This window comes from Agromyces molybdatiresistens (assembly GCF_052748445.2).
Map to the genome: position 1 here is coordinate 1630915 of NZ_CM188258.1, position 22107 is coordinate 1653021.

At 72.0% G+C, this 22107-nt stretch carries 23 protein-coding genes; 15 read left to right on the forward strand and 8 right to left on the reverse strand.

Annotated features, from left to right (window positions below):
- Positions 1 to 4: 4 nt before the first annotated feature.
- The gene (locus ACULK2_RS07425; RefSeq protein ID WP_445969167.1) at positions 5 to 559 is read right to left on the reverse strand and encodes a CGNR zinc finger domain-containing protein; all 555 of its coding nucleotides are present in this window, start codon (positions 557 to 559) and stop codon (positions 5 to 7) included.
- Between the two features lie 95 nt (positions 560 to 654).
- On the opposite strand from ACULK2_RS07425, the gene ACULK2_RS07430 reads away from it, so the two are divergent.
- The 8 genes from ACULK2_RS07430 to ACULK2_RS07465 all read left to right on the forward strand — a co-directional run bounded on the left by ACULK2_RS07430 (position 655) and on the right by ACULK2_RS07465 (position 8577).
- The gene (locus ACULK2_RS07430; protein WP_445969166.1) at positions 655 to 1614 is read left to right on the forward strand and encodes an EamA family transporter; all 960 of its coding nucleotides are present in this window, start codon (positions 655 to 657) and stop codon (positions 1612 to 1614) included.
- 9 nt (positions 1615 to 1623) lie between these two features.
- Entirely contained in the window at positions 1624 to 2511 is an 888-nt protein-coding gene (locus tag ACULK2_RS07435; protein ID WP_445969165.1) for an LLM class flavin-dependent oxidoreductase, read from the forward strand.
- A gap of 50 nt (positions 2512 to 2561) precedes the next feature.
- A complete protein-coding gene (locus ACULK2_RS07440; RefSeq protein WP_445969164.1) occupies positions 2562 to 3260 on the forward strand; it encodes a hypothetical protein in 699 nt (232 codons plus the stop codon).
- 119 nt (positions 3261 to 3379) lie between these two features.
- Positions 3380 to 5008 (forward strand): M28 family metallopeptidase, encoded by a 1629-nt coding sequence (locus tag ACULK2_RS07445; protein ID WP_445969163.1) that lies wholly within the window; start codon positions 3380 to 3382, stop codon positions 5006 to 5008.
- An 81-nt stretch (positions 5009 to 5089) separates the two neighbouring features.
- The gene (locus ACULK2_RS07450) at positions 5090 to 5857 is read left to right on the forward strand and encodes a fructosamine kinase family protein (RefSeq protein ID WP_501044992.1); all 768 of its coding nucleotides are present in this window, start codon (positions 5090 to 5092) and stop codon (positions 5855 to 5857) included.
- Between the two features lie 75 nt (positions 5858 to 5932).
- Positions 5933 to 7159, forward strand: coding sequence for an LLM class flavin-dependent oxidoreductase (locus ACULK2_RS07455; RefSeq protein WP_445969161.1), 1227 nt, complete (start codon positions 5933 to 5935; stop codon positions 7157 to 7159).
- Positions 7156 to 7785, forward strand: coding sequence for an FMN reductase (locus ACULK2_RS07460; RefSeq protein WP_445969160.1), 630 nt, complete (start codon positions 7156 to 7158; stop codon positions 7783 to 7785). The genes ACULK2_RS07455 and ACULK2_RS07460 overlap by 4 nt, the downstream gene beginning before the upstream one ends.
- 303 nt (positions 7786 to 8088) lie before the next feature.
- Positions 8089 to 8577 carry a hypothetical protein gene (locus tag ACULK2_RS07465; protein ID WP_445969159.1) on the forward strand — a complete coding sequence of 163 codons (489 nt, stop codon included), beginning with the start codon at positions 8089 to 8091 and terminating at the stop codon, positions 8575 to 8577.
- Positions 8578 to 8652: 75 nt separating this feature from the next.
- Here the strand turns inward: ACULK2_RS07465 and ACULK2_RS07470 are convergent, their stop codons facing one another.
- Positions 8653 to 8859: a dodecin family protein gene (locus ACULK2_RS07470; RefSeq protein WP_445969158.1), complete on the reverse strand. Its 207-nt coding sequence runs from the start codon at positions 8857 to 8859 to the stop codon at positions 8653 to 8655.
- Between the two features lie 196 nt (positions 8860 to 9055).
- Between ACULK2_RS07470 and ACULK2_RS07475 the strand changes: the two genes are divergently transcribed.
- Both ACULK2_RS07475 and ACULK2_RS07480 read left to right on the forward strand, forming a co-directional pair.
- Positions 9056 to 11134 (forward strand): glycosyltransferase, encoded by a 2079-nt coding sequence (locus tag ACULK2_RS07475; protein ID WP_445969157.1) that lies wholly within the window; start codon positions 9056 to 9058, stop codon positions 11132 to 11134.
- Between the two features lie 321 nt (positions 11135 to 11455).
- A complete protein-coding gene (locus ACULK2_RS07480; protein ID WP_445969156.1) occupies positions 11456 to 13738 on the forward strand; it encodes a polyribonucleotide nucleotidyltransferase in 2283 nt (760 codons plus the stop codon).
- A gap of 97 nt (positions 13739 to 13835) precedes the next feature.
- On the opposite strand, the gene ACULK2_RS07485 is transcribed toward ACULK2_RS07480, so the two are convergent.
- From ACULK2_RS07485 to ACULK2_RS07500, 4 genes are all read right to left on the reverse strand, one after another.
- Positions 13836 to 14702, reverse strand: coding sequence for an SDR family NAD(P)-dependent oxidoreductase (locus tag ACULK2_RS07485; protein WP_445969155.1), 867 nt, complete (start codon positions 14700 to 14702; stop codon positions 13836 to 13838).
- 111 nt (positions 14703 to 14813) lie between these two features.
- The gene (locus ACULK2_RS07490; protein ID WP_445969154.1) at positions 14814 to 15038 is read right to left on the reverse strand and encodes a hypothetical protein; all 225 of its coding nucleotides are present in this window, start codon (positions 15036 to 15038) and stop codon (positions 14814 to 14816) included.
- Entirely contained in the window at positions 15035 to 15691 is a 657-nt protein-coding gene (locus ACULK2_RS07495; RefSeq protein ID WP_445969153.1) for an ArsR/SmtB family transcription factor, read from the reverse strand. Before ACULK2_RS07495 ends, ACULK2_RS07490 begins: the two co-directional genes overlap by 4 nt.
- 75 nt (positions 15692 to 15766) lie before the next feature.
- Positions 15767 to 16225, reverse strand: a complete 459-nt coding sequence (locus ACULK2_RS07500; RefSeq protein ID WP_445969152.1) for an Lrp/AsnC family transcriptional regulator — start codon at positions 16223 to 16225, stop codon at positions 15767 to 15769.
- A 166-nt stretch (positions 16226 to 16391) separates the two neighbouring features.
- On the opposite strand from ACULK2_RS07500, the gene pdhA reads away from it, so the two are divergent.
- The 5 genes from pdhA to ACULK2_RS07525 all read left to right on the forward strand — a co-directional run bounded on the left by pdhA (position 16392) and on the right by ACULK2_RS07525 (position 20968).
- Complete coding sequence (pdhA, locus tag ACULK2_RS07505; RefSeq protein ID WP_445969151.1) at positions 16392 to 17522, forward strand: pyruvate dehydrogenase (acetyl-transferring) E1 component subunit alpha; 1131 nt, start codon at positions 16392 to 16394, stop codon at positions 17520 to 17522.
- Positions 17519 to 18529 carry an alpha-ketoacid dehydrogenase subunit beta gene (locus ACULK2_RS07510; RefSeq protein ID WP_445969150.1) on the forward strand — a complete coding sequence of 337 codons (1011 nt, stop codon included), beginning with the start codon at positions 17519 to 17521 and terminating at the stop codon, positions 18527 to 18529. Before pdhA ends, ACULK2_RS07510 begins: the two co-directional genes overlap by 4 nt.
- 2 nt (positions 18530 to 18531) lie before the next feature.
- A complete protein-coding gene (locus ACULK2_RS07515) occupies positions 18532 to 19977 on the forward strand; it encodes a dihydrolipoamide acetyltransferase family protein (protein ID WP_445969446.1) in 1446 nt (481 codons plus the stop codon).
- A gap of 124 nt (positions 19978 to 20101) precedes the next feature.
- Complete coding sequence (locus tag ACULK2_RS07520) at positions 20102 to 20410, forward strand: 4a-hydroxytetrahydrobiopterin dehydratase (protein WP_501044978.1); 309 nt, start codon at positions 20102 to 20104, stop codon at positions 20408 to 20410.
- A 234-nt stretch (positions 20411 to 20644) separates the two neighbouring features.
- Positions 20645 to 20968 (forward strand): histone-like nucleoid-structuring protein Lsr2, encoded by a 324-nt coding sequence (locus tag ACULK2_RS07525; protein WP_445969148.1) that lies wholly within the window; start codon positions 20645 to 20647, stop codon positions 20966 to 20968.
- Between the two features lie 31 nt (positions 20969 to 20999).
- Here ACULK2_RS07525 and ACULK2_RS07530 read toward each other — a convergent pair whose 3' ends face one another.
- Both ACULK2_RS07530 and ACULK2_RS07535 read right to left on the reverse strand, forming a co-directional pair.
- Positions 21000 to 21485, reverse strand: a complete 486-nt coding sequence (locus tag ACULK2_RS07530; protein WP_445969147.1) for a GNAT family N-acetyltransferase — start codon at positions 21483 to 21485, stop codon at positions 21000 to 21002.
- Entirely contained in the window at positions 21464 to 22060 is a 597-nt protein-coding gene (locus ACULK2_RS07535) for an SACE_7040 family transcriptional regulator (protein ID WP_445969445.1), read from the reverse strand. The genes ACULK2_RS07530 and ACULK2_RS07535 overlap by 22 nt, the downstream gene beginning before the upstream one ends.
- Positions 22061 to 22107: the final 47 nt, after the last annotated feature.

A 22107-nucleotide genomic window follows, 5' to 3' on the forward strand; every position in this document is an offset into this window, starting at 1 on the left:
CCGGTCAGTCCGATTCCGCGCTGCGGGCGCGGTACGCGCGCGTCGCCATCCGGTTGCCGCACCGGGTGCTGCAGTAGCGCTTCGACGCATTCTTGGAGAGGTCGACGAACACGCCCGAGCAGTCGTCGGCCTGGCATCGCGCGAGCCGGTCGATGCCGTCGGCTCGGATGACGTCGACGAGGGCCATGGCGGCCTCGACGAGCATGCGCTCGGCGAGCGGGCGCTCCTGCGACACGGCGTGGATGTGCCAGTCGAGCCCGTCGTGGCGGACGAGCCGGGGGATCGCGTGCGACTCCTCGAGGATTGCGTTGACCGCGTCCACCATCGGGTCGCGCTCGAGCGTCCAGATCTCGCGCAGCCGATCGCGGACCGCGCGGACCTCGTCGAGCTCGCGCGCATCGCCGTCGCGGCGCCCGGAGAATCCCCAGTGGTCAAGGAGGCCAGCCAGTTCGGTCGTCGTGGCGAGTTCGTCCTCGCCCGACTCGGACGCCCCGGGCACCGTGTCGGCGACCGCGGCCATGAATCCGAGGGCCGCGACCGTGTCATCGGTGAAAATCATTTGACTCCTGACATCAGCTCGGCTACTGTCACGAGCATAACGACGTTCGGTCCTGACCGGGCCGACGGCGTGCGGAATCGTGGAGGAGGGCGGCCGTGCGTGCATCTCGGGGGATCGTCGGCATCGCGCTCGGGCTCGCTGCCGGGCTGGCCTTCGGCGCGGGCGGCGTGTTCGTCAAGCCGCTGCTCGAGGCGGGCTGGTCGCCGGGCGCGGCGGTCCTCGCCCGCATCTCGATCGCGGCCGCGCTGCTCGTGGTCCCCGCGCTCATCGCGCTGCGCTTCGACCTCCGGCCGTTCTGGCGCGCGCGCTGGACCATCCTGATCTACGGCATCGTCGCGGTCGCGGGCGTGCAGTTCGCCTTCTACGCCTCGCTGGAGCGCATCCCGGTGTCGATGACGCTCCTCATCGAGTACCTCGCACCGATCGCGCTCGTCCTCTTCGCCTGGGCGACGAGCAGGCGGATGCCGCAGCTCATCGTCCTCGGCGGCTCCGCGCTCGCGCTCGCCGGCCTCTGGCTCGTGATCGGGCCAGGCGGGGGCGACCTCGATCCGATCGGCCTCGCGTTCGCGGCGATCGCCATGGTCGGCGTCTGCGTCTACTACGCCATCGGCGAGCGCGCGACCGAGCAGCTGCCGCCCGTCGCGCTCATCGCCGCCGGCTTCGTCGTGGGTGCGGCCGCGCTCGGGGTCGCCGGGCTCCTCGGCCTCATGCCGATGGACGCTGCGCTCGTCGACGTCGACTTCCTGGGCGGAACCGCGCCGTGGTGGGTGCCGCTCCTCACGGTCGGCGCCGTGTCGACGGCGTTCGCGTACTCGGCCGGCATCGCCGCCATCCGCCTGCTCGGTTCGCGACTGTCGTCCTTCCTCGGGCTCTCCGAGGTGATCTTCGCGGGCATCGTCGGCTGGGTGCTGCTCGGCGAGGCGCTCGGCCCCCTGCAGATCCTCGGCGGCGGGCTCATCCTCGGCGGCATCGTGCTCGTCAAGCTCGAGCGGAGGCCGCGCGACGCGGCAGCCGAGGCCGCTCCCGAGCCGCTCCCCGTCTCGACGCACGCGTAGGCTCGGCCCATGCGATTCGGCCTCGTCATCCTGCCCCAGTACGACTGGCCCGAGGCGGGCCGGCTCTGGCGCCAGGCCGAGGACCTCGGCTTCGACCACGCGTGGACCTACGACCACCTGTCGTGGCGCGGACTCGCGGGCGAGCGATGGCATGCCACGGTCCCCACGCTCACGGCCGCGGCCATGGTCACCGAGCGGATCCGGCTCGGGACGTTCGTCGCGAGCCCGAACTTCCGGCATCCGGTGCCCTTCGCGAAGGACGCTGCGACGCTCGACCAGGTCTCCGGCGGGCGCCTGATCCTCGGCCTCGGATCGGGCGGCACCGGTTTCGACGCGTACGTGCTCGGCCAGTCCGAGCTCACCGCCCGCGAGCGGCACGAGCGCTTCCGCGAGTTCACCGAGGCGCTCGACGCGCTGCTGCGCTTCGAGCGCGGTTCCGGTGAGGGCATCTCCTATTCGGGCGATCGCTACTCCGCGGTCGCGGCCCGAATGGTCGGCGAGCCCGCGCAGGAGCCGCGCATGCCGTTCCTCATGGCCGCGAACGGACCACGGGCGATGCGACTCGCCGCACGCCACGGCTCGGGCTGGGTGACGACCGGCGGCGCGGCCGACTCGGATGCCGCGTGGTGGGTCGGCCTCGCCGACCTCTCCGCGCGACTGGACGAGGCGCTCGCGGCAGAGGGCCGCGAACCCGACGAGTTCGACCGGGTGCTCTCGCTCGACGGCGACTCGCGCTACTCGATGACGAGCGTCGCCGCCTTCGAGGAGGCCGTCGGCCGCGCCCGGGAGCTCGGCTTCACCGACGTCGTCGCGCACCGACCGCGCGAGCACGGCCTCTACGCCGGAAGCGAGGCCGTGCTCGAGGAGGTCGGGTCGCGGCTCCGCGGCCTGCGCTGACGCTCACCGAGCGTGGCGGGCCACGGGCCCGCGCCCGGTAGCCTGTCGGGGTGCCCGCGCCCCGTTTCGTCTCCCCGCTCCATTGGGAGCCGCTCCCGTACGTCGTCCTCGTCGGCCTGCTCCTCCTCACCGGCCTGATCCGGCCCGAGAGCGGCGGATGGCTCGTGGTGCTCGTCGTCGCGATCGTCCTGACCGTCGCGTGGGGCGTCGTCGCGTTCGTCCGCGAACGGCGCATGCGCAATCCCGACCCGATGGGCGACCTGAAGAGCCTCGACGGCATCCGCATCGTCGACGCGACGCCGCCGCGCGGCGCAATCGCGCCGACGGCGTCGACGGCGTCGAAGGCCGCGATCCGCACCGTGGTGCCCGTCGTCGACGTGCACCGGCACCAGCCGGCGATCGACCTCGCCCGACTCCACGGCGGCGCCGCCCAGCACGCGATCCTCGTCCCGCGCGCCCGGCGATGGCTGTCGCCGAAGTACCGCACCGGCGTGCAGCTCGTCGGCGGCGACCGACCGCGGCACGCGGGCTTCCTCGGCGACGCGGCCGACGCGCGCTGGCGCGACCTGCTCGACGACCTGGCGGTCACCCGGAATGCATACGTGCGGGTCCCGGCCGCGATCGAGGGGATCGGGCGGCCGTACCGGGTCGACCTCGACCTCAGCGGGCTGGAGGCCGTTCGCGGCGAGCGAGGTGCAGGCGGCCCGGGCGGCGCCGGCGACGAGCCCTCCGGCCCCGCCGGTTCCTGAGGATTCGTCGCACACATAGTCGGAGGTCGTACCGAAGTCAAGACTGTTGCCCCCGATTGCGGGCCACGTAGTCTCTCGCTGGAGGGCGTCGACGAGGACGCCCCCGAGAAGGAGAGACGATGTATCGAACTACGAGGCTTTCCCGCCGCGCGGCCGTACTCGCAACCAGCGCGTCGACCATCGCGGCCCTCGCCCTGGTGCCAGCGGGTGCCGCGCTCGCCGCGCCGGGCGGCAAGTCGTGCGACAACAAGAACAACAACACGATCGCGAAGCTCATGGAGTGCGTCGACGCCGACGGTGCGATGGAGCACCTCGAAGCGCTGCAGGCGATCGCCGACGACAACGACGACAACCGCGCGGCCGGCACCTCGGGCTACGAGGCGAGCGTCGACTACGTGGTCGAGGTCCTCGAGGCCGCCGGTTGGGACGTGTCGATCGACGAGTTCCCGTACACCTACGTCGGACCCTCGACGCTCACGCAGCTCACCCCGGTCAGTGCGGAGTACGAGACCGGTCCGTTCACGGGCAGCGGTGCGGGCGACGTGACCGCCGCCGTGACCCCCGTGGACCTGCAGCTCGGACTCGGGAACACGAGCACGAGCGGGTGCGAGGCGGCCGACTTCGCCGGCTTCACCGCGGGAACCATCGCACTCATCCAACGCGGCACCTGCCCGTTCGCCGACAAGGCCCTCAACGCCGAGGCTGCGGGTGCAGCGGGCGTGATCATCTTCAACCAGGGCAACGACGCGACCGATGCCCGCAACGACCTCATCGTCGGCACGCTCGGCGGCTCCGACATCGTCGACATCCCCGTCGTCGGTGCGAGCTACGAGCAGGGCGTCGCCCTGTCCCAGGCCGGCTCGACCGCGAACATCTTCGTGCCGGCGCCCGAGTCGCGCCCGCAGAAGAACGTCATCGCCGAGAAGACCGGCGTGAACGACGACAACGTCGTGATGGCGGGCGCCCACCTCGACTCGGTCCAGGCCGGACCGGGCATCAACGACAACGGCAGCGGGTCCGCGTCGCTCCTCGAGCTCGCCGAGAACCTCTCGAAGCTCGAGCCGCAGAACACGATCCGCCTCGCCTGGTGGGGTGCCGAGGAATCGGGCCTCATCGGTTCGGAGGAGTACGTCGCCGAGCTCAGCCAGGAGGAGCAGGACCGCATCGCGCTGTACCTGAACTTCGACATGGTCGCCTCGCCCAACTACATCTTCATGGTGTACGACGGTGACGAGTCCGGTTGGCTCGCTCCCGCGGGCGTGCCGATCCCCGACGGCTCGATCGAGATCGAGAAGCTCTTCGAGAGCTACTACACGTCGGTCGGCGAGCCGTACGACGACGCGCAGTTCAGCGGGCGCAGCGACTACGACGCGTTCATCCGCGTCGGAATCCCCGCCGGCGGGCTCTTCACGGGTGCCGAGGTCGTCAAGACCGAGGAGCAGGCGGCGATCTGGGGCGGCGTGGCCGGCGAGTCGTACGACCAGTGCTACCACCAGGCGTGCGACACGATCGACAACGTCAACGAGCACGCACTCGACGTGAACGTCGACGCGATCGCGCTCGCGGTGCTCGCCTACTCGTACTCGACCGAGTCGGTCAACGGCGTCGAGGGCGTGAAGGTGCCCGGCGGCCTGACCCTGCCGGCGCCGGCCGGGCCCGAGGGCACCATCGGCGGCAACGCCGGCGGCCTCGACCCCGACCTCGTCGGTGAGGACGGCCACCACCACGGTCCGCACGAGACCGAGTAGTCGGAATCCGAACGACCAGCGGGGCCCGTCGCGCGAGCGGCGGGCCCTGCGCTCGTGCGCGAGACTGGTCGCGTGCAGACCATCGTGAAGCGACGGGATGACGCCCCTCCTCGGTTCTTCGAGGCGGAGGCGGCCGGACTCGCGTGGCTCGCCGCGGCGGGCGCGGCGCGGGTCGCCGCCGTCGTCGGCGTCGGGCCGGGCCGGATCGAGCTCGAACGCGTCGCGGAGACGCGCCCGGCGCGCGTCGCCGCAGACGCGTTCGGCGCGGCGCTCGCCCGCACGCACGCGGCGGGCGCCTCGGCGTTCGGCGCCCGTCCCGACGGATGGCGCGGCCCCCTCTACATCGGCCGGCGCGAGATGCCCGCGGCCGGCGAGGCATCGTGGGGTGCGTTCTACGCGCGCGATCGCGTGCGCCCCTTCGTGCCCGTCGCGGTGGACGCCGGCCACCTGACCGCCGACGAGGCGGCGCTCGTCGAGCGGGCATGCGAGGCGATCGCGGCCGGCGCCTTCGACGACGACGAGCCGCCCGCACGGCTTCACGGCGACCTGTGGAACGGCAATGTGCTCTGGGCCGCCGACGGCGTCGTGCTCATCGACCCCGCCGCGCACGGCGGCCATCGCGAGACCGACCTCGCGATGCTCGCGCTGTTCGGGTGCCCGTTCCTCGACGACGTGCTCGCCGGGTACGACCGCGTCGCCCCGCTTCGCGAGGGGTGGCGTGAACGCGTCCCGCTGCACCAGCTCCATCCGCTCGCGGTGCACGCCGCCGGGCACGGCCGCGGGTACGGCGTGGCGCTCGCCGAGGCCGCGCGGGCGGTCCTGGACCTGCTCTCGGCAGCGCGGGAATAGTTCCGCCGTGGCATCCGTTCACCCACTTGCATGCAAAAGCATGGAACACCAGAAGTCGGAGCCCAGGAGGGCGACATGCAGTTCGGAATCTTCACCGTCAGCGACATCACGCAGGACCCCACCACCGGCCGCACCCCGAGCGAGGCCGAGCGGATCCAGGCGACGCTGACCATCGCCACGCACGCGGAGGAGGTCGGTCTCGACGTCTTCGCGCTCGGTGAGCACCACAATCCGCCGTTCTGGTCCTCGTCGCCCACCACGACGCTCGCCTACATCGCCGGCCGGACGCGCACCCTGCAGCTCTCGACGGCCACGACGCTCATCACCACCAACGACCCGGTGAAGCTCGCCGAGGACTACGCGATGCTCCAGCACGTCTCGGGCGGCCGCGCCGACCTCATGCTCGGCCGCGGCAACACCGGCCCGGTCTACCCGTGGTTCGGCAAGGACATCCGCCAGGGCCTGCCCATCGCGATCGAGAGCTACGAGCTCCTGCACCGCCTGTGGCGCGAGGACGTCGTCGACTGGGAGGGCACGTTCCGCACGCCGCTGCAGGGCTTCACCGCGACCCCGCGCCCCCTCGACGGCGTGCCGCCGTTCGTGTGGCACGGCTCGATCCGCACGCCGGAGGTCGCCGAGCAGGCCGCCTTCTACGGCGACGGCTTCTTCGCCAACCACATCTTCTGGCCGGCATCCCACACGCAGCGCATGATCGCCCTGTACCGCCAGCGCTACGAGCACCACGGCCACGGCACCGCCGCGCAGGCGATCGTCGGGCTCGGCGGCCAGGTCTTCATGCGGAAGAACTCCCAGGACGCGGTGAACGAGTTCCGGCCGTACTTCGACAACGCGCCCGTCTACGGGCACGGGCCGAGCATGGAGGACTTCACGCAGCAGACGCCGCTCACCGTCGGCAGCCCGCAGGAGGTCATCGACCGCACGCTCGGCTTCCGCGACTACGTCGGCGACTACCAGCGCCAGCTGTGGCTCATCGACCACGCGGGCCTGCCGCTGAAGACCGTCCTCGAGCAGCTCGACCTTCTCGGCGAGGAGGTCGTCCCGGTGCTCCGTCGCGAGTTCGCGAAGGACCGCCCGGCCGACGTGCCCGACGCGCCGACGCACGCCGCGCTCGTGAAGGCGAAGTACGGCGACGGCGAGCCGCGCCAGGCGACCCCGAAGGCGAACCGCGGCGACAACCTGACCATGGGATCGCCCTACCAGGACGCGCCGAGTGAGACCGTGGGCGCCTCGACCGGCTCGGCCTTCGGCCCGGCCGCTACCCGGACGGCGGGTGCGCGATGACCGCCAGGAGGATCGTCGTCATCTCGGCGGGCCTGTCCACGCCGAGCTCGAGCCGACAGCTCGCCGACCGGCTCCTCGCCGACAGCACGGGGCTCCTGCAGGAGCGCGGCGTCGAGGTCGAGGCGCAGGTGTTCGAGCTGCGGGACCTCGCGCACGACATCACGAACCACCTGCTCATGGGCTTCGCGCCGCCGAGGCTGCAGGAGGCGCTCGACGCGGTCGCGTCGGCCGACGGCCTCATCGTCGTCACGCCGATCTTCACGACGAGCTACGCGGGCCTGTTCAAGTCGTTCATCGACGTGATCGACCCGCAGGCGCTCACCGACCTCCCGGTGCTCATCGGCGCCACGGGCGGCACGCCGCGCCACTCGCTCGCGATCGACTACGCGATCCGCCCGCTGTTCACCTACCTGCACGCGATCCCGGTCACGACCGGCGTGTTCGCCGCGACCAGCGACTGGGGCGGCAGCGGCGACGGCGTGCGTTCCCTGCCCGACCGGGTCTTCCGCGGCGCCCGCGAGTTCGCCGACCTCGTCGAGCGCACCGACCGCAGCGACCTCGTGAGCGACCCGTTCGCACTCGACCGCCCGATGGGCCACCTGCTGGGCGGACTGACAGGGGAGTAGGCGGCGACGCCGGCGACGCCGGCGCAGACGAGCGGATGCCGCGACGGGACGTGTTCCCGCCGCGGCATCCGCCTCTCGCGTCCTCGCACGCTCGGGCTGCGGTGCACGGCGGGGCCCTCATCCACAAACATGAGAATCCCTCATTCAGGGGGTATCCGCCGCGCGGCTCCCGGAGTAGCGTCGACCGCGGGAGCGCGGCTTCGGCCGCACACGCCTCTTCTCTCGCCCTACCGGGTCAACCGACGCGCGCGAGCCGCGGTCGCAACCGCTGCCACAGAGATCGCAACCCGAGAGAAGAACATCATGTCCATCCGTCGTGCACTCGCCGCGCTCGGCGCGGCCGCCGCGCTCGTGCTGGTCGGCGCGGCCGGGCCCGCCATGGCCGGCAGCCCGCACTTCATCAAGAACGCCACCTCCGCGCACCTCGACGGCGTGAACCTCGTCGTCGACTTCAAGGAGGCCGGACTCGAGTCCGGTTCCGTCGAGACGGTCGTCGCGAGCGCGGACCTCAGCGCCACGTACTCGTGCGTCAACGGCGGCAACAACGTGCCGTCCGATCCCAAGAAGACGACCATCGACTCGCGGGTCTCCGAGAGCGGAGAGTTCGAGGCCGCCAAGAACGGCAACATCGTCGGTTCGCTGACGCTCATGCCGACGCCCGCCGACGTGGCACTCGACTGCCCGCCCGGACAGACGGCGACGCTGTTCTCCGTCGTCTGGTCGAACGTGACGGTCGAGGACCTCGACAGCGGCGCGTTCATCGCACTGAAGGGCACCTTCAGCGCGCCCTGAGCGGCGCACACGCGAAGCGCGGGGCGGACGGCAGCAGCCGTCCGCCCCGCGCCGTGGCGGTGCGCCGCGCCCGGGTCACTCGTCGAGCACGAACGTGACCTCGAGCGTGACGGACCACTCGACGACGCTGCCGCCCTCGACCTTGACCTTCTGCTCCTTCACCCAGGCGCCCTTGACCCCGCGCAGCGTCTCGACGGATCGGGCGATGCCGACCTGGACCGCGTCCTCGAAGCTCGTCTCGGAGAAGGCGGTGATGGTGGTGACTCGTGCGACCGATGACATGTCGTTCCCCCTCGAACGATTCCGGACGCACCGGAGCATGCGTCCGGCTCCCATCATGCGCCTGCCCGGGCGGCGCCGCGAGGGGTTGACCCGTTCGCGACCGGTGCGCGAACGGCGTCCGTCGGCTCGGTGAACCCTCGGCGGACGGCGGCGTCGCGGCTCGCGTCGCCCGGGCTGGCGGCCCCATGCTGGCCGCGTGAGAGTCGCACTGCTCGCCGAGTCGTTCCTCCCGCACATGAACGGCGTCACGCATTCCCTGCTGCAGGTGCTCGGCCACCTCGAGCGGCGGGGCCACGAGGCGCTCGTCGTCGCCCCCCGTTCCGGCCCGGTCGACCACGGCCTGCACGGCGCTCGCACGGAGTTGCTCCGCTCGATGCCGATGCCCGGCTACCCGGAGGTCCGCGTGACCTTCGCCGGCTCGCGCCGGCTCGCCGCGACGCTCGCCGACTTCGCACCCGACGTGGTCCACCTGGCCTCGCCGTTCGTGCTCGGCTGGCAGGGCGTCGTCGCGGCCGAGCGGGTCGGCGCGCCGAGCGTCGCCGTCTACCAGACGGATGTGCCGGCCTACGCCGAGCGATACCGCGTCCCGGGAGCCGCGCCGATGCTCGCCACCCACGTCGGCCGGCTGCACCGTCGGGCGACCCTCACCCTGGCGCCGTCGTCGGCCGCGATCGCGCAGCTCGAGGGCTACGGCGTCCAGCGGATGCGGCGCTGGGCGCGCGGCGTCGACACGGAACGGTTCCGCCCCGAGCGGCGCTCGGCGCAGTGGCGTCGCCGGTACGCCGCCGACGACGAGGTGCTCGTCGGCTACGTCGGCCGGCTCGCGCCCGAGAAGCAGGTGGAGGACCTCCGCGCCGTGGCGGCGATGGAGGGCGTGCGGCTCGTGGTGATCGGCGACGGCCCGTCGCGCCCGGCCCTCGAGGCGATGCTGCCGGACGCCGCGTTCACGGGCTTCCTCGGCGGCGATGCGCTCGCCGAGGCGATGGCGAGCCTCGACGTGTTCGTGCACCCGGGGGAGAGCGAGACCTTCTGCCAGACCGTGCAGGAGGCGCTCGCGAGCGGCGTGCCCGTCGTGGCGACCGGCCGCGGCGGACCCCTCGACCTCGTCAGCTCGAGTCGGGACGGCTGGCTCTATCGGCCCGGCGACCTCGACGAGCTCGTGGGACGCGTGCGCGACCTCGCGGGCGACGACGCCAAGCGACGCGCGTTCGGTCGCGCCGCGCGCGAGGGCGTCGCCGGACGCAGCTGGTCCGCGCTCGGCGACGAGCTGCTGGGCCACTACGAGCACGCGCGACGGCTGCACCGCATGGCTCTGCCCGGCGGCGCCGCCGGCACGGGGGTCTCGGTGGCCGAGCGACTCCGACCGCCGACCGCGGCCGAGCTCGCGAGCGGGCCCGATGAGCGCGTGGCCGCCGGTGGGGGCGACGAGCGGATGGCGCGGCGCGAGCCGCCGGCGCACCCGGCCCGCCCCGCGTGGCAGCGGTACGTCGCCGTCGGCGACTCCGTCACCGAGGGACTCTGCGACTCCTCGCGGATGGTCGCGGGGGAGTACCGCGGCTGGGCGGACCGGCTCGCGATGCTCCTCGCCCAGTCCGGCGACGGCATCGGGTACGCGAATCTCGCCGTCCGAAGCCGGCGGGTCGCGGATGCCGTCGACGCGCAGCTTCCCCGCGCCGCCGAGCTCCGAGCCGACCTGGTGACCGTCCTGATCGGCGGCAACGACCTCGTCCGCGTGCGTGCGCGCGCCGAGATGCTCGCCGATCGCGTGGGGGACGCGGTCGACGGTCTCAGGGCGGGCGGGTGCGACGTGCTCGTCGTCACCCCGTTCCTGCCCGCGCACGCGCGGCTCGGCTCGGTGCGCGTCGCGTTCGAGCGGTTCGCCGACCGGCTCGCGACGCGCGCCGACGCGGCCGGCGCCATGCTCCTCGACGCCTCCGCGCACAGCGGGCTCACGGCGCGAGGCATGTGGGCGGAGGATCGGGTGCACCTGAACTCGTCGGGGCACCGTGCGCTCGCATATGCAGCCGCCGACGTCCTGGGCGTGCCGGATGCCGCGGCACTCGCCGGGCTCGACGCGGTGCTGCACGGCGACGCCGACGAGCCCGACGCGCCGCCGCTGCCGGACGCCGAGTGGCTCCGCCGCCACGCGGTGCCCTGGGCGGGACGGCGGCTGCGCGGCCGCACGGCGGGCGACGGCCGCGTCGCCAAGCACGACGCGCTCGTGCACCTCCCGGGTCGTGAGGACGAGCGCGCAGGGCGAGGAATCCGCGCGTGATCGGGCGTGCCCGCGGCATCCGCCCGGCCTGCCGCCGTCCGCCCGCTAGGTCGCGACACGCCGTACTGGTAGGCTCGGCGAGGATGCCCGTGCGGCATCCGCTCAATTCAACATGAGCTCGCACCCTCCGATGGGTGCTTCGGAGCAGGCCGGCAGGAAGCTGGTCCCCTGTGGTGGCTTACCAAGCGGGAGCTTGGTGGACTTCTACTGGTGGCCAGCGCTGGCGGGTCAGAAGACGCGCTGAGATCTGCCTGTTCCCTGCTCCTTGTTCACCTCGCGCGCCACACGGGCGTGCGAGCCGAAACAAAGGAGAGAGACCTCTTGGAAGGTCCTGAAATCACGTTCGCCGAAACCGTCATCGACAACGGTCGGTTCGGCAGCCGCACCATCCGCTTCGAGACCGGTCGCCTCGCGCAGCAGGCGCAGGGGTCGGCGGTCGCCTACCTCGACGACGAGACCATGCTGCTCTCGGCCACGTCGGTGTCGAAGCAGCCGAAGGAGCACTTCGACTTCTTCCCGCTCACGATCGACGTCGAGGAGCGCATGTACGCCGCGGGCCGGATCCCCGGCTCGTTCTTCCGTCGCGAGGGTCGTCCCTCGACCGAGGCGATCCTCACCTGCCGCCTGATCGACCGGCCGCTCCGCCCCTCGTTCGTCGAGGGCCTCCGCAACGAGGTCCAGGTCGTCGTGACCGTGCTCGCGATCGAGCCCGACGAGCTCTACGACGTGCTCGCGATCAACAGCGCCTCGCTCTCGACGCAGCTGTCCGGCCTGCCGTTCTCCGGCCCGGTCGGCGGCGTCCGCGTCGCCCTCATCGACGGCCAGTGGGTCGCCTTCCCGAAGCACTCGCAGCTCGAGGACGCCGTGTTCAGCATGGTCGTCGCGGGTCGCGTCGTGACCGAGGCCGACGGCTCCGAGGATGTCGCGATCATGATGATCGAGGCCGAGGCCACCGACAACGCGTGGAACCTCGTGCAGGCCGGCGCCGTCAAGCCCGACGAGACCGTCATCGCGCAGGGCATCGAGGCCTCCAAGCCGTTCATCAAGCAGCTCGTCGAGGCGCAGCAGCAGGTCGCGAAGACCGCCGCCAAGCCCACCGCCGACTACCCGACCTTCCCGCCCTACCAGGACGCGACGAAGTCCGCCGTCGAGGAGCTCGCCCTCGAGGAGCTCAAGGGCATCTACCAGATCGCCGGCAAGGTCGAGCGACAGGACGCCGACGACGCGCTCAAGGCGCGCGTCAAGGAGGCCGTCGCCGCCAAGGTCGAGGCCGGGGAGCTCCCCGAGTCGGCCAACGGCGAGGTCTCGGCCGCGTACAAGTCGGTGACCAAGCACGTCGTGCGCTCGCGCGTCCTCGCCGAGGGCGTCCGCATCGACGGGCGCGGCCTGGCCGACATCCGCCCGCTCGACGCCGAGGTGCAGGTCATCCCGCGCGTGCACGGCTCCGCCATCTTCCAGCGCGGCGAGACCCAGATCCTGGGCGTCACCACGCTGAACATGCTGAAGATGGAGCAGCAGATCGACTCGCTGAGCCCGGTCACCAAGAAGCGCTACATGCACAACTACAACTTCCCGCCCTACTCGACGGGTGAGACGGGTCGTGTGGGGTCGCCGAAGCGCCGCGAGATCGGCCACGGCGCGCTCGCCGAGCGTGCGCTCGTGCCGGTGCTGCCGACCCGCGAGGAGTTCCCCTACGCCATCCGACAGGTGTCAGAGGCGCTCGGCTCGAACGGCTCGACCTCGATGGGCTCGGTCTGCGCGTCCACGCTGTCGCTGCTGAACGCGGGCGTGCCGCTCAAGGCGCCGGTCGCGGGCATCGCGATGGGCCTCATCTCCGACACCGTCGACGGTGAGACCCGCTACGCGGCCCTCACCGACATCCTCGGTGCGGAGGACGCGCTCGGCGACATGGACTTCAAGGTCGCCGGCACGTCGGAGTTCGTCACGGCGATCCAGCTCGACACGAAGCTCGACGGCATCCCCGCCTCCGTGCTCGCGGGCGCGCTGACCCAGGCGAAGGAGGCGCGCACCACGATCCTGCAGGTGCTGAACGCCGCCATCGACGGCCCCGACGAGATGGCGCCCACCGCGCCGCGCGTCATCAGCGTGCAGATCCCGGTCGACAAGATCGGCGAGCTCATCGGCCCCAAGGGCAAGACGATCAACGGCATCCAGGACGACACCGGCGCCGAGATCTCGATCGAGGAGGACGGCACCGTCTACATCGGCGCGACCGACGGCCCGACGGCCGAAGCCGCCCGTGCCGCGGTGAACGCCATCGCGAACCCGACCAACCCCGAGGTCGGCGAGCAGTTCCTCGGCACCGTCGTGAAGATCGCCGCCTTCGGCGCCTTCATCTCGCTGCTGCCCGGCAAGGACGGCCTGCTGCACATCTCCGAGGTGCGCAAGCTCGCCGGCGGCAAGCGCGTGGAGAACGTCGACGACGTTCTCGGCGTCGGCCAGAAGATCCTCGTCGAGATCACCAAGATCGACGACCGCGGCAAGCTCTCGCTCGCGCCCGTCATCGCGGAGGAGGCCGACACCAACGGCCGCGCCGCGACCGGCGAGCACGCCGAGGCTCCTGCCGAGGGCGTCGACGCGTAACGCTCGATCCCGCCACCGGACGCCCGTCCCGACCTCGTCGGGGCGGGCGTCCGTCGTCGCCGGGAGGCGGTCCCCGGTGGGTGCCCGTGGCCGCGCGCTATGCGCGGGTGTCGGCGGCGCTGCGCGTGTCGGCGGCCGCCGCGACGATGCCGCGCATGACGCTCCAGTAGCCGACCGGCGCGACACGAGTGGCCAGGTCGCTGAGCCGTGAATCCCGACCGATGAAGACGCGCGGGCGACGCCGGACGATGCCGTCGACGATGCGCTCGGCGGCCTGGTCCGGGGTCGTCCGGTAGAGCGCCGCCTGCGCGTCGGCAGCGCGCACCGCGGCGCCCGGCGCGACGGCGGCCGCGACCCGCGCGTGGTGGATGATGCCGGTCTGCACGCCGCCCGGGTAGATCGCCGAGACCGAGACATCCGTCGTCTCGAGCTCGTGGCGGAGTGCGTCGGTGAACCCGCGGACGGCGAACTTCGACGTGACGTAGGGCACGCGCCCGGCCGGAGCGGCGAGGCCGTAGAGGCTCGAGACGTTCGCGATGTGCGCATCGCCGGCCGCCGTGAGGGCAGGGAGGAAGGCCTTGGCAATCGCGACCGTGCCCCAGAGGTTGATGTCGACGACCCAGCGGAACTCCTCGAGCGTGGCCTGCTCGAAGCTGCCGAGCATCGACACGCCCGCGCAGTTCAGGAGGATGCTCGGGACGCCCTCGTGCGCGGCGGCGACCGCGTCGGGGAGCGAGGCGACTGCGCCGAGGTCGGCGAGGTCGACCACGTGCGTGCTCGCGGCGGTGCCGCGGGCACGCAGCGTGTCCGCGAGTTCGTCGAGCGCGGCCGCGTCGCGGTCCACGAGGGCGAGCGCGCACCCGCGCGTGGCGAGCAGCTCGGCGGACGCCCGGCCCATCCCGCTCCCGGCGCCGGTGACGACGGCGAGTCGTCCGTCGAGGTGCAGGGGTCGTCGGCGTGCCATGGTGCTCCTTCGCGGGGTTCGGGCAGTCCACCCTGACACGGCGATCGCGCCGATCCAAACCCGAGCGGCGCACGCGATCGCGGGCGCCGCTCGGGCCGGTGGCTTCGTCCGCTACATGAGCATGAGGCGGCCGGCCGCGTGGATGCGTGCGTTCTCGTCGGCGGCGTCGCGCGACGCCGATCGCTCGGCGAGGGCCCGCAGCATCCGCTCGCGATCGGTGCGTCGGATGGTGCGGCGGCGCCCCCACCGGGCGAGCGCGAGTCCCGCCCGCACGGCCAGGTCGGCGAGCCCGCCGGACGCGGGCGAGGACGCGGGGGAGACGGTGAGCGTGTTCATGTCCGTTCCGTTCCGTCGGTGTCGGGAGCCTGCCCGCGCACGAGCGGGAAGGCGTTGACGTGGATCTGCACGGGGCGCGACCCCGGCGAGGGAGTCGCCTTGTAGGCGTCGATGTACTTCTTCAGCACGAGGTCGATGTCGGTGACGAGGCCGTGCAGCTGGTCGGGCGTGAGCTTGAGGTTGATGGTGTCGGAGGTCGCGATGTCCAGCCACTCGGTGCCGAACACCTCCTCTCCGCTCGTCAGGAACTCGCGGAAGTTCTGCTCGCGTGAACGGAACCACTCGTCCTCGACCAGCTTGACCGCGAGCCGTTCCGCGCTGCCCTGCGGCAGGCTGCGGGCGTCGGGGATGGCGATGGAACCCGGTCGTCGCTCCCACCACCGCTCGCGGCCGGTGCCGCGGCCCTCGACCTCCTGCACGAGGCCGGCCTTCGCGAGCTGGCGCAGGTGGTAACTCGTCGCACCGCTCGACTCGCCGAGGCGCTCGGCGAGCCCGCTCGCGGTGAACGGGCCGTACGTCGAGAGCTCGTCGTAGATCTGCACGCGCAGCGGGTGCGCGAGGCTCTTGAGGCTCTCGGAGGAGAGCACGTGGTCGATGCCGGGGTGCCGCGTGCTGCTCGGCCACGATTCGAGGTCGTTCGTCTGCTCGTCCATGATGCAAAGATAGCTCTGCAAAGATTGCTTTGCAAGGGTTTCTTTGCAGAGACTTCTTTGCGATCCCGGCGAGCCTCAGCGATGCAGCAGCGGCGCGAGCCGGAAGGGGATGAGCTCGCCCATCGCCAGCGAGGTCTCGGTGCGCTCGACGCCCTCGATCGCGAGGATCTCCTCGTCGATGCGGAACAGGTCGTGCGCATCACGGCAGACCACGCGCACGAGGAGGTCGATCTGGCCCGAGAGGCCGTGCGCCTGGATCACCTCCGGGATCTCGGCGAGCGCCGCCACGACCTCGGAGAGCACCTTCTGCCGCGCGTGCACGGCGACGAACGCCTCGAGCGGGTAGCCGAGCGGGGCGGGATCGATGCTCCGCTCGAACGAGAGGAAGGCCCCGGAGGCCTCGAGCCGTGCCATCCTCGCCTGGACCGTGTTCCGGCTCAGCCGGAGCCGTTCGGCGAGGGCCACCACGGTCGCCCGCGGGTCGGCGGCGAGGGCGCTGAGCAGCGCGCGGTCGACGGCGTCGTAACCGGTCATAGCGCCAGACGATAGCACCGGGATGGGCCCCCGCACCATGCAACATGCTCAAGTGAATCGAGGTTGCTTGAGCCGAATGCAAGATCGTCGTACGCTGCGAGTACCCGGCATCGGCGCCGGTGCGACGCTGCCCACGAAGCGGCCGAGCCGACACGGAGGTTCGACGATGACCCCTTCCGACCGAGAGGCGACCGGGCTGCTCACCCGCCCCGACGACCTCGTCCGACTCCTCGACGCGACCGGCCACCGCCACGCGAACGCCGACTTCGATCCGTGGGTCGCCGACGTCGACATCGATGCCCTCATCGATCTGCACCGCGACATGGTCGTGATCCGACGGCTCGACGCCGAGGCCACCGCGTTGCAGCGCCAGGGCGAGCTCGGCCTCTGGCCGCCGCTCGCCGGCCAGGAGGCCGCCCAGATCGGCTCGGCCCGAGCACTGCACGACGACGACTTCGTGTTCTCGAGCTATCGCGAGCACGCGGTGGCGTGGCTGCGCGGCGTCCGCCCGGACGAGCTGCTCAGCGTGTGGCGCGGGTCCGCGGCATCCGGCTGGAACCCGTTCGAGAAGCGCATGGCGATCCCGCAGATCATCATCGGCGCCCAGTCCCTGCACGCCGTCGGCTGGGCCATGGGCGCCAGGTGGGAGGGGTCGAGCGCGGCATCCGTCGCCTACTTCGGCGACGGCGCGACCAGCGAGGGCGACGTGAACGAGGCGCTCGTGTTCGCCTCCACCTTCGACGCCCCCGTCGTCTTCTTCTGCCAGAACAACGGCTGGGCAATCTCCGAGCCGGTCGGCCTGCAGTCCAAGCAGCCGCTCGCACGCCGCGCCGACGGGTTCGGCATGCCCGGCATCCGCGTCGACGGCAACGACGTGCTCGCGGTGCTCGCCGTCACGCGCTGGGCGCTCGAGCGCGCCCGCCGCGGCGAGGGGCCGGCGTTCATCGAGGCCGTGACCTACCGGATGGGCCCCCACACGACGGCCGACGACCCCAAGCGCTACCGCAGCGACGACGAGCTCGCCGAGTGGCGCGAACGCGACCCGATCACGCGCCTGCACGCGTTCCTCGCCGCATCCGGTGCCGACATCGACGCGGTCGATGCCGACGCGAAGGCGGCCGCCGACCGTGCCGCCGCGGAGCTCCGCTCCGGCCTCACCGCGATCCCCGACCCGGAGCCCATGAGCGTGTTCGACCACGTCTACGCGGAGCCCAACAGCCACCTCGAGCGGCAGCGGGAGCGCTTCGCGCGCTACCTCGCCATGTTCGGCGACGAGACCGAGGCGGGTGCGCGATGACGACGATCACCTTCGGCAAGGCCATCAACGAGGGCCTCCGCCGCGCGCTCGCCGACGACGACAAGGTCGTGCTCCTCGGCGAGGACATCGGCACGCTCGGCGGCGTGTTCCGCATCACCGACGGGCTCAAGGCCGAGTTCGGCGAGCACCGGGTCGTCGACACGCCGCTCTCCGAGGCGGGCATCATGGGCACCGCGGTCGGCCTCGCCTACCGCGGCTTCCGGCCCGTCGTCGAGATCCAGTTCGACGGGTTCGTCTACCCGAGCTTCGACCAGATCGTCACGCAGGTCGCGAAGCTGCACTACCGCTCGCGCGGCACCGTGAACATGCCGATCGTCATCCGCATCCCGTTCGGCGGCGGCATCGGCGCGGCCGAGCACCACTCGGAGTCGCCCGAGGCGTACTTCACGCACACCGCCGGCCTTCGGGTCGTCGCGTGCTCGAACCCGGCCGACGCCTACGTCATGATCCGCCAGGCGATCGCGAGCGACGATCCCGTCGTGTTCCTCGAGCCGAAGCGCCGCTACCACGTCAAGGGCGAGGTCGACCTCGATGCGAGCCTCGCCGACGCGCGCCCGATGGGCGTGGCCACCACCGTGGCATCGGGGAACGAGGTCACGCTGGTGACGTACGGGGCCCTCGTCCAGACGGCCAGGGATGCCGCGACCGCCGCCGCGGAGGAGGACGTGTCGATCGAGGTCATCGACCTGCGCTCGCTCGCGCCCGTCGACTACGCCACGATCGAGGCGTCGGTGCGCCGCACCGGCCGGCTCGTCGTCGCGCACGAGGCCGGCGAGCAGGGCGGTGTGGGCGCGGAGATCGCGGCATCCATCACCGAACGCTGCTTCGAGTACCTCGAGGCCGCGCCCGTGCGGGTGACCGGGCACGACATCCCGTACCCGCCCGCCAAGCTCGAGCAGTACCACCTGCCCGACCTCGACCGGATCCTCGACGGCGTCGACCGCGCGCTCGGACGGCCGAACTCGTTGAGCGAGGTGGAGGCGTGAGCATGATCCGCGACTTCGCACTGCCCGACCTCGGCGAGGGACTCACCGAGTCCGAGATCGTCGCCTGGCGCGTCAAGGTCGGCGACCACGTCGAATTGAACCAGATCATCGCCGACGTCGAGACCGCCAAGGCCGTCGTCGAGCTGCCGTCGCCGTTCGAGGGCACCGTGACCGCGCTGCACGCCGCGGAGGGCGAGACCGTGAACGTCGGCGAGAAGCTGTTCTCGTGCGACACCGGCGGCGATGCGGCCGGCATCGAGGGCGCTTCGGCGACGGATGCCGCGGCTGCGGCGCCATCGCAGGCGACGGCCGCCGAGGAGGAGCGGGCCGCCGCGCCCGCCGCATCGGAGGCGGCCGAGGTGCGCGAGCCGACGCTCGTCGGCTACGGCGCCGGCGCCGAGCGCGGTCCGAAGCGTCGCGCCCGCCGGCTCGGCTCCGCCGCGCTCCGCGAGGACCTGGTGCCCGCACCGCCCGAGCACGACCGCATCGAGCCCGATACCGCGACCCGCCCCGACGGCTCCGGCGGCGGGGCGGATGACGCGGGGCGCGCCGAGCGCCCGCGATCGACCCCGCCCGTGCGCAAGCTCGCGCGAGACCTCGGCGTCGACCTCGAGCAGCTCGTGGGCACCGGCGAGCGCGGGCTCATCACCCGGTCAGACGTCGAGGCCGCGGCATCCGAGGCCCCGACCTCCGCGCCGGAGACGACGCCGGCCGCCTCGGCCGCGCCCCGGGCCGGTGCGGCGCTGCCCCCGGAGACCCGGATCCCCATTCGGGGCGTGCGCAAGCACACCGCCGCCGCGATGGTGCGGAGCGCCTTCACGGCGCCGCACGTGACCGAGTTCCTCACGGTCGACGTCACCGCGACGATGGAACTGCTCGCCGGCATCCGCGCCGACCGTGCGTACGCGGGCCACAAGGTCACGCCGCTCACGGTCGTGGCCAAGGCGCTCTGCATCGCCGCGGGCCGCACGCCCGAGGTGAACTCGCGCTGGGACGAGGAGGCGCAGGAGATCGTGCGCTTCGGCAGCGTGAACCTCGGCATCGCCGCAGCGACCGAGCGCGGTCTCGTCGTGCCGAACGTCAAGGGCGCCGAGCGCATGACGCTCATCGAGCTCGCCGACGCGATCGCGGCGCTCGCCGACACGGCGCGCTCCGGGAGGACCGCACCCGCCGACCTCTCGGGCGGCACGATCTCGATCACCAACATCGGGGTGTTCGGGATCGACGCGGGCACGCCGATCCTCAACCCGGGCGAGGCGGCGATCCTCGCGATGGGCGCGGTGCGCCGCACGCCGTGGGAGCACCGCGGCGAGATCGCGCTGCGTGACGTGATGACGCTCTCGCTCTCGTTCGACCACCGCCTGGTCGACGGCGAGCAGGGGTCGCGCTTCCTCGCGGACGTCGGCCGGATCCTCCGCGATCCGGGGCTCGCGCTCACGATGGCCTGACCGGACAGGAGGAACCTCCGCCCCGGCCGGCGCGTCGCGCCGCGACACGACGGAAGGGCGGGGGTCCCTCCGCTTCCCGATTCCCGGGTGGCGGGTCGTCGGGCGGGCGAGGACCATGATCCACATGGATCAACACACGCCACTCTCTCGTGAGGACGTCGCCGCCGACCTCGCGGGCACCGGATTCCGTCACGATGGAGAACGCCTGGTCGGCGAATTCCGAACCGCGGATTTCGCTGCCGCGGTTCACCTGCTCGATGTCGTCGCGATCGAGGCGGATGCGATGAATCACCATCCGGAAGTCCGCCTCGGATGGGGTCGCATCGAATTCGACCTCGTCTCCCACGATGTCGGAGGCGTCACGGCGAGGGACGTCGCGCTGGCGCGACGGATCGGCGAGATCGCAGCCCAGCAGGGCGCGACGGCCGGATGATCCCGCGCTCGGGCCGCACGCGACCGAGGGCGTATCCGCGGCCGCGAGGACATTGCGTCTGATACTCGAATACGAGTGGAGGGCCCGGCAGTGCGAATTCGTGAAAGATCGAGTCGTCGACGAATTCTCCACATTCGTCGGGAATATGCGCATTTCCAATGGATTCGTCTTTATGCTCGGAATACCCCGTTCCCAGAGGATCCGCGGAACCCACCGCAGAAATGGAAGTGCACAATGGCAAAGCGCGTGGTCGAGACGCTCATCGACGATCTCGACGGCAGCGACGCCGACCGGACCGTGTCGTTCGCCTTCGACGGCGACCAGTACTCGATCGACCTCTCGTCGGCGAACATCGACAAGCTCGAGTCGGCGCTCGCGCCCTACATCGGCGCGGCCCGGAAGACCGCCGTGCGCGGCGGAACGACGCGTCGTCGCGGAGCATCCTCCGCAGGCGGCGACACGAAGGACGCGCGCGAGTGGCTGCGCTCGAACGGGCACCAGGTGTCCGACCGCGGACGCATTCCCGCGCCGCTGATGGAGCTCTACCGCAACCGGTGAGGTCCGACGACGCCACGCACGCGGCATCCGCTCACCTGAGGACGAAGACGATCTCCTCGATCTCCTCGCCGCGGGCGTTGGCGTAGTCGCGGTCGCGGCCGACCTCGACGAATCCGAGCTTGGCGAGCACGGTGACGGATGCCGCGTTGTCGGCCGCGGCACGTGCCCGCACGGGGCGCGGCTGCGTGTCGAGGAAGAGCCGCAGGGCGCGCGTCGCGATGCCGCGTCCCCAGTGCTCGCGATCGATCCAGTAGGTGATCTCGGGCATGCCCGTGTCGGCGTCGATCCAGCGCGCGACGCTGCCGACGATGCGGCCGTCGCAGCGCACGGTTCGCGCGTCGTAGTCGTCGCGCTCCGAGAATCGGGCGACGTGGGCGTCGTACGCGGCGCGATCCGACGGATCCTTCGCCGTGAAGGCCGCCATGCGGTTCGCCTCGGGATCGAGTTGGATGCGGAACAGCTCGTCGCGGTCGCCGGCGCGGGTCGCGCGCAGGGTCACGACGTGAGGCTCGACCATGCCATGTCCTCCAGGATGCTGCGGACGACTCTGTCCGCGGGTCGGCGCCCATGGATGCGGGCGCTGTGGGGGGTCGAGTTGATCAGTCCGAAGGCGGCGTGGGCCCGGATGCGCAACTCGGATTCGGCCCGGTCGGGCCTCAGGCGGGCGAGGACGCCCACCCACAGTTCGACGTAGGAGCGCTGCAGCCGCCGGACCTCGTGCGCATCGGCGTCGCCGAGGCTGTCGAGGTCGCGGTCCTGCACGCGGATGACGTCGGCGTTCGCGAGCGCGAAGTCGACGTGGAAGCGGATGAGCGCGCGGAGCGCGTCGTCGGGCGTCACGGCCTCCTCGACCGTGCGGTGCCCGCCCTCGAGGAGCCCCCGGCTCGCGTCGACCAGGATCGCTGCGAGGACCGCGGCCTTGCCGGGGAAGTGCCGGTAGACGGCCGGTCCGGAGACGCCGGCGGCCTGGCCGAGCTCCTCCAGCGTGACGCCCGGGTAGCCGCGCTCGGCGAACAGCCGCGCGGCTGCGGCGAGCAGCGCGGCGCGACGGTCGGCCTTGGCTCGGCCGCGCTCGGTGAGCGTCTCGGTCAGGGTGCACCTCCGCGGGCATTCGGTGAATGAACACTAACCGACATGCC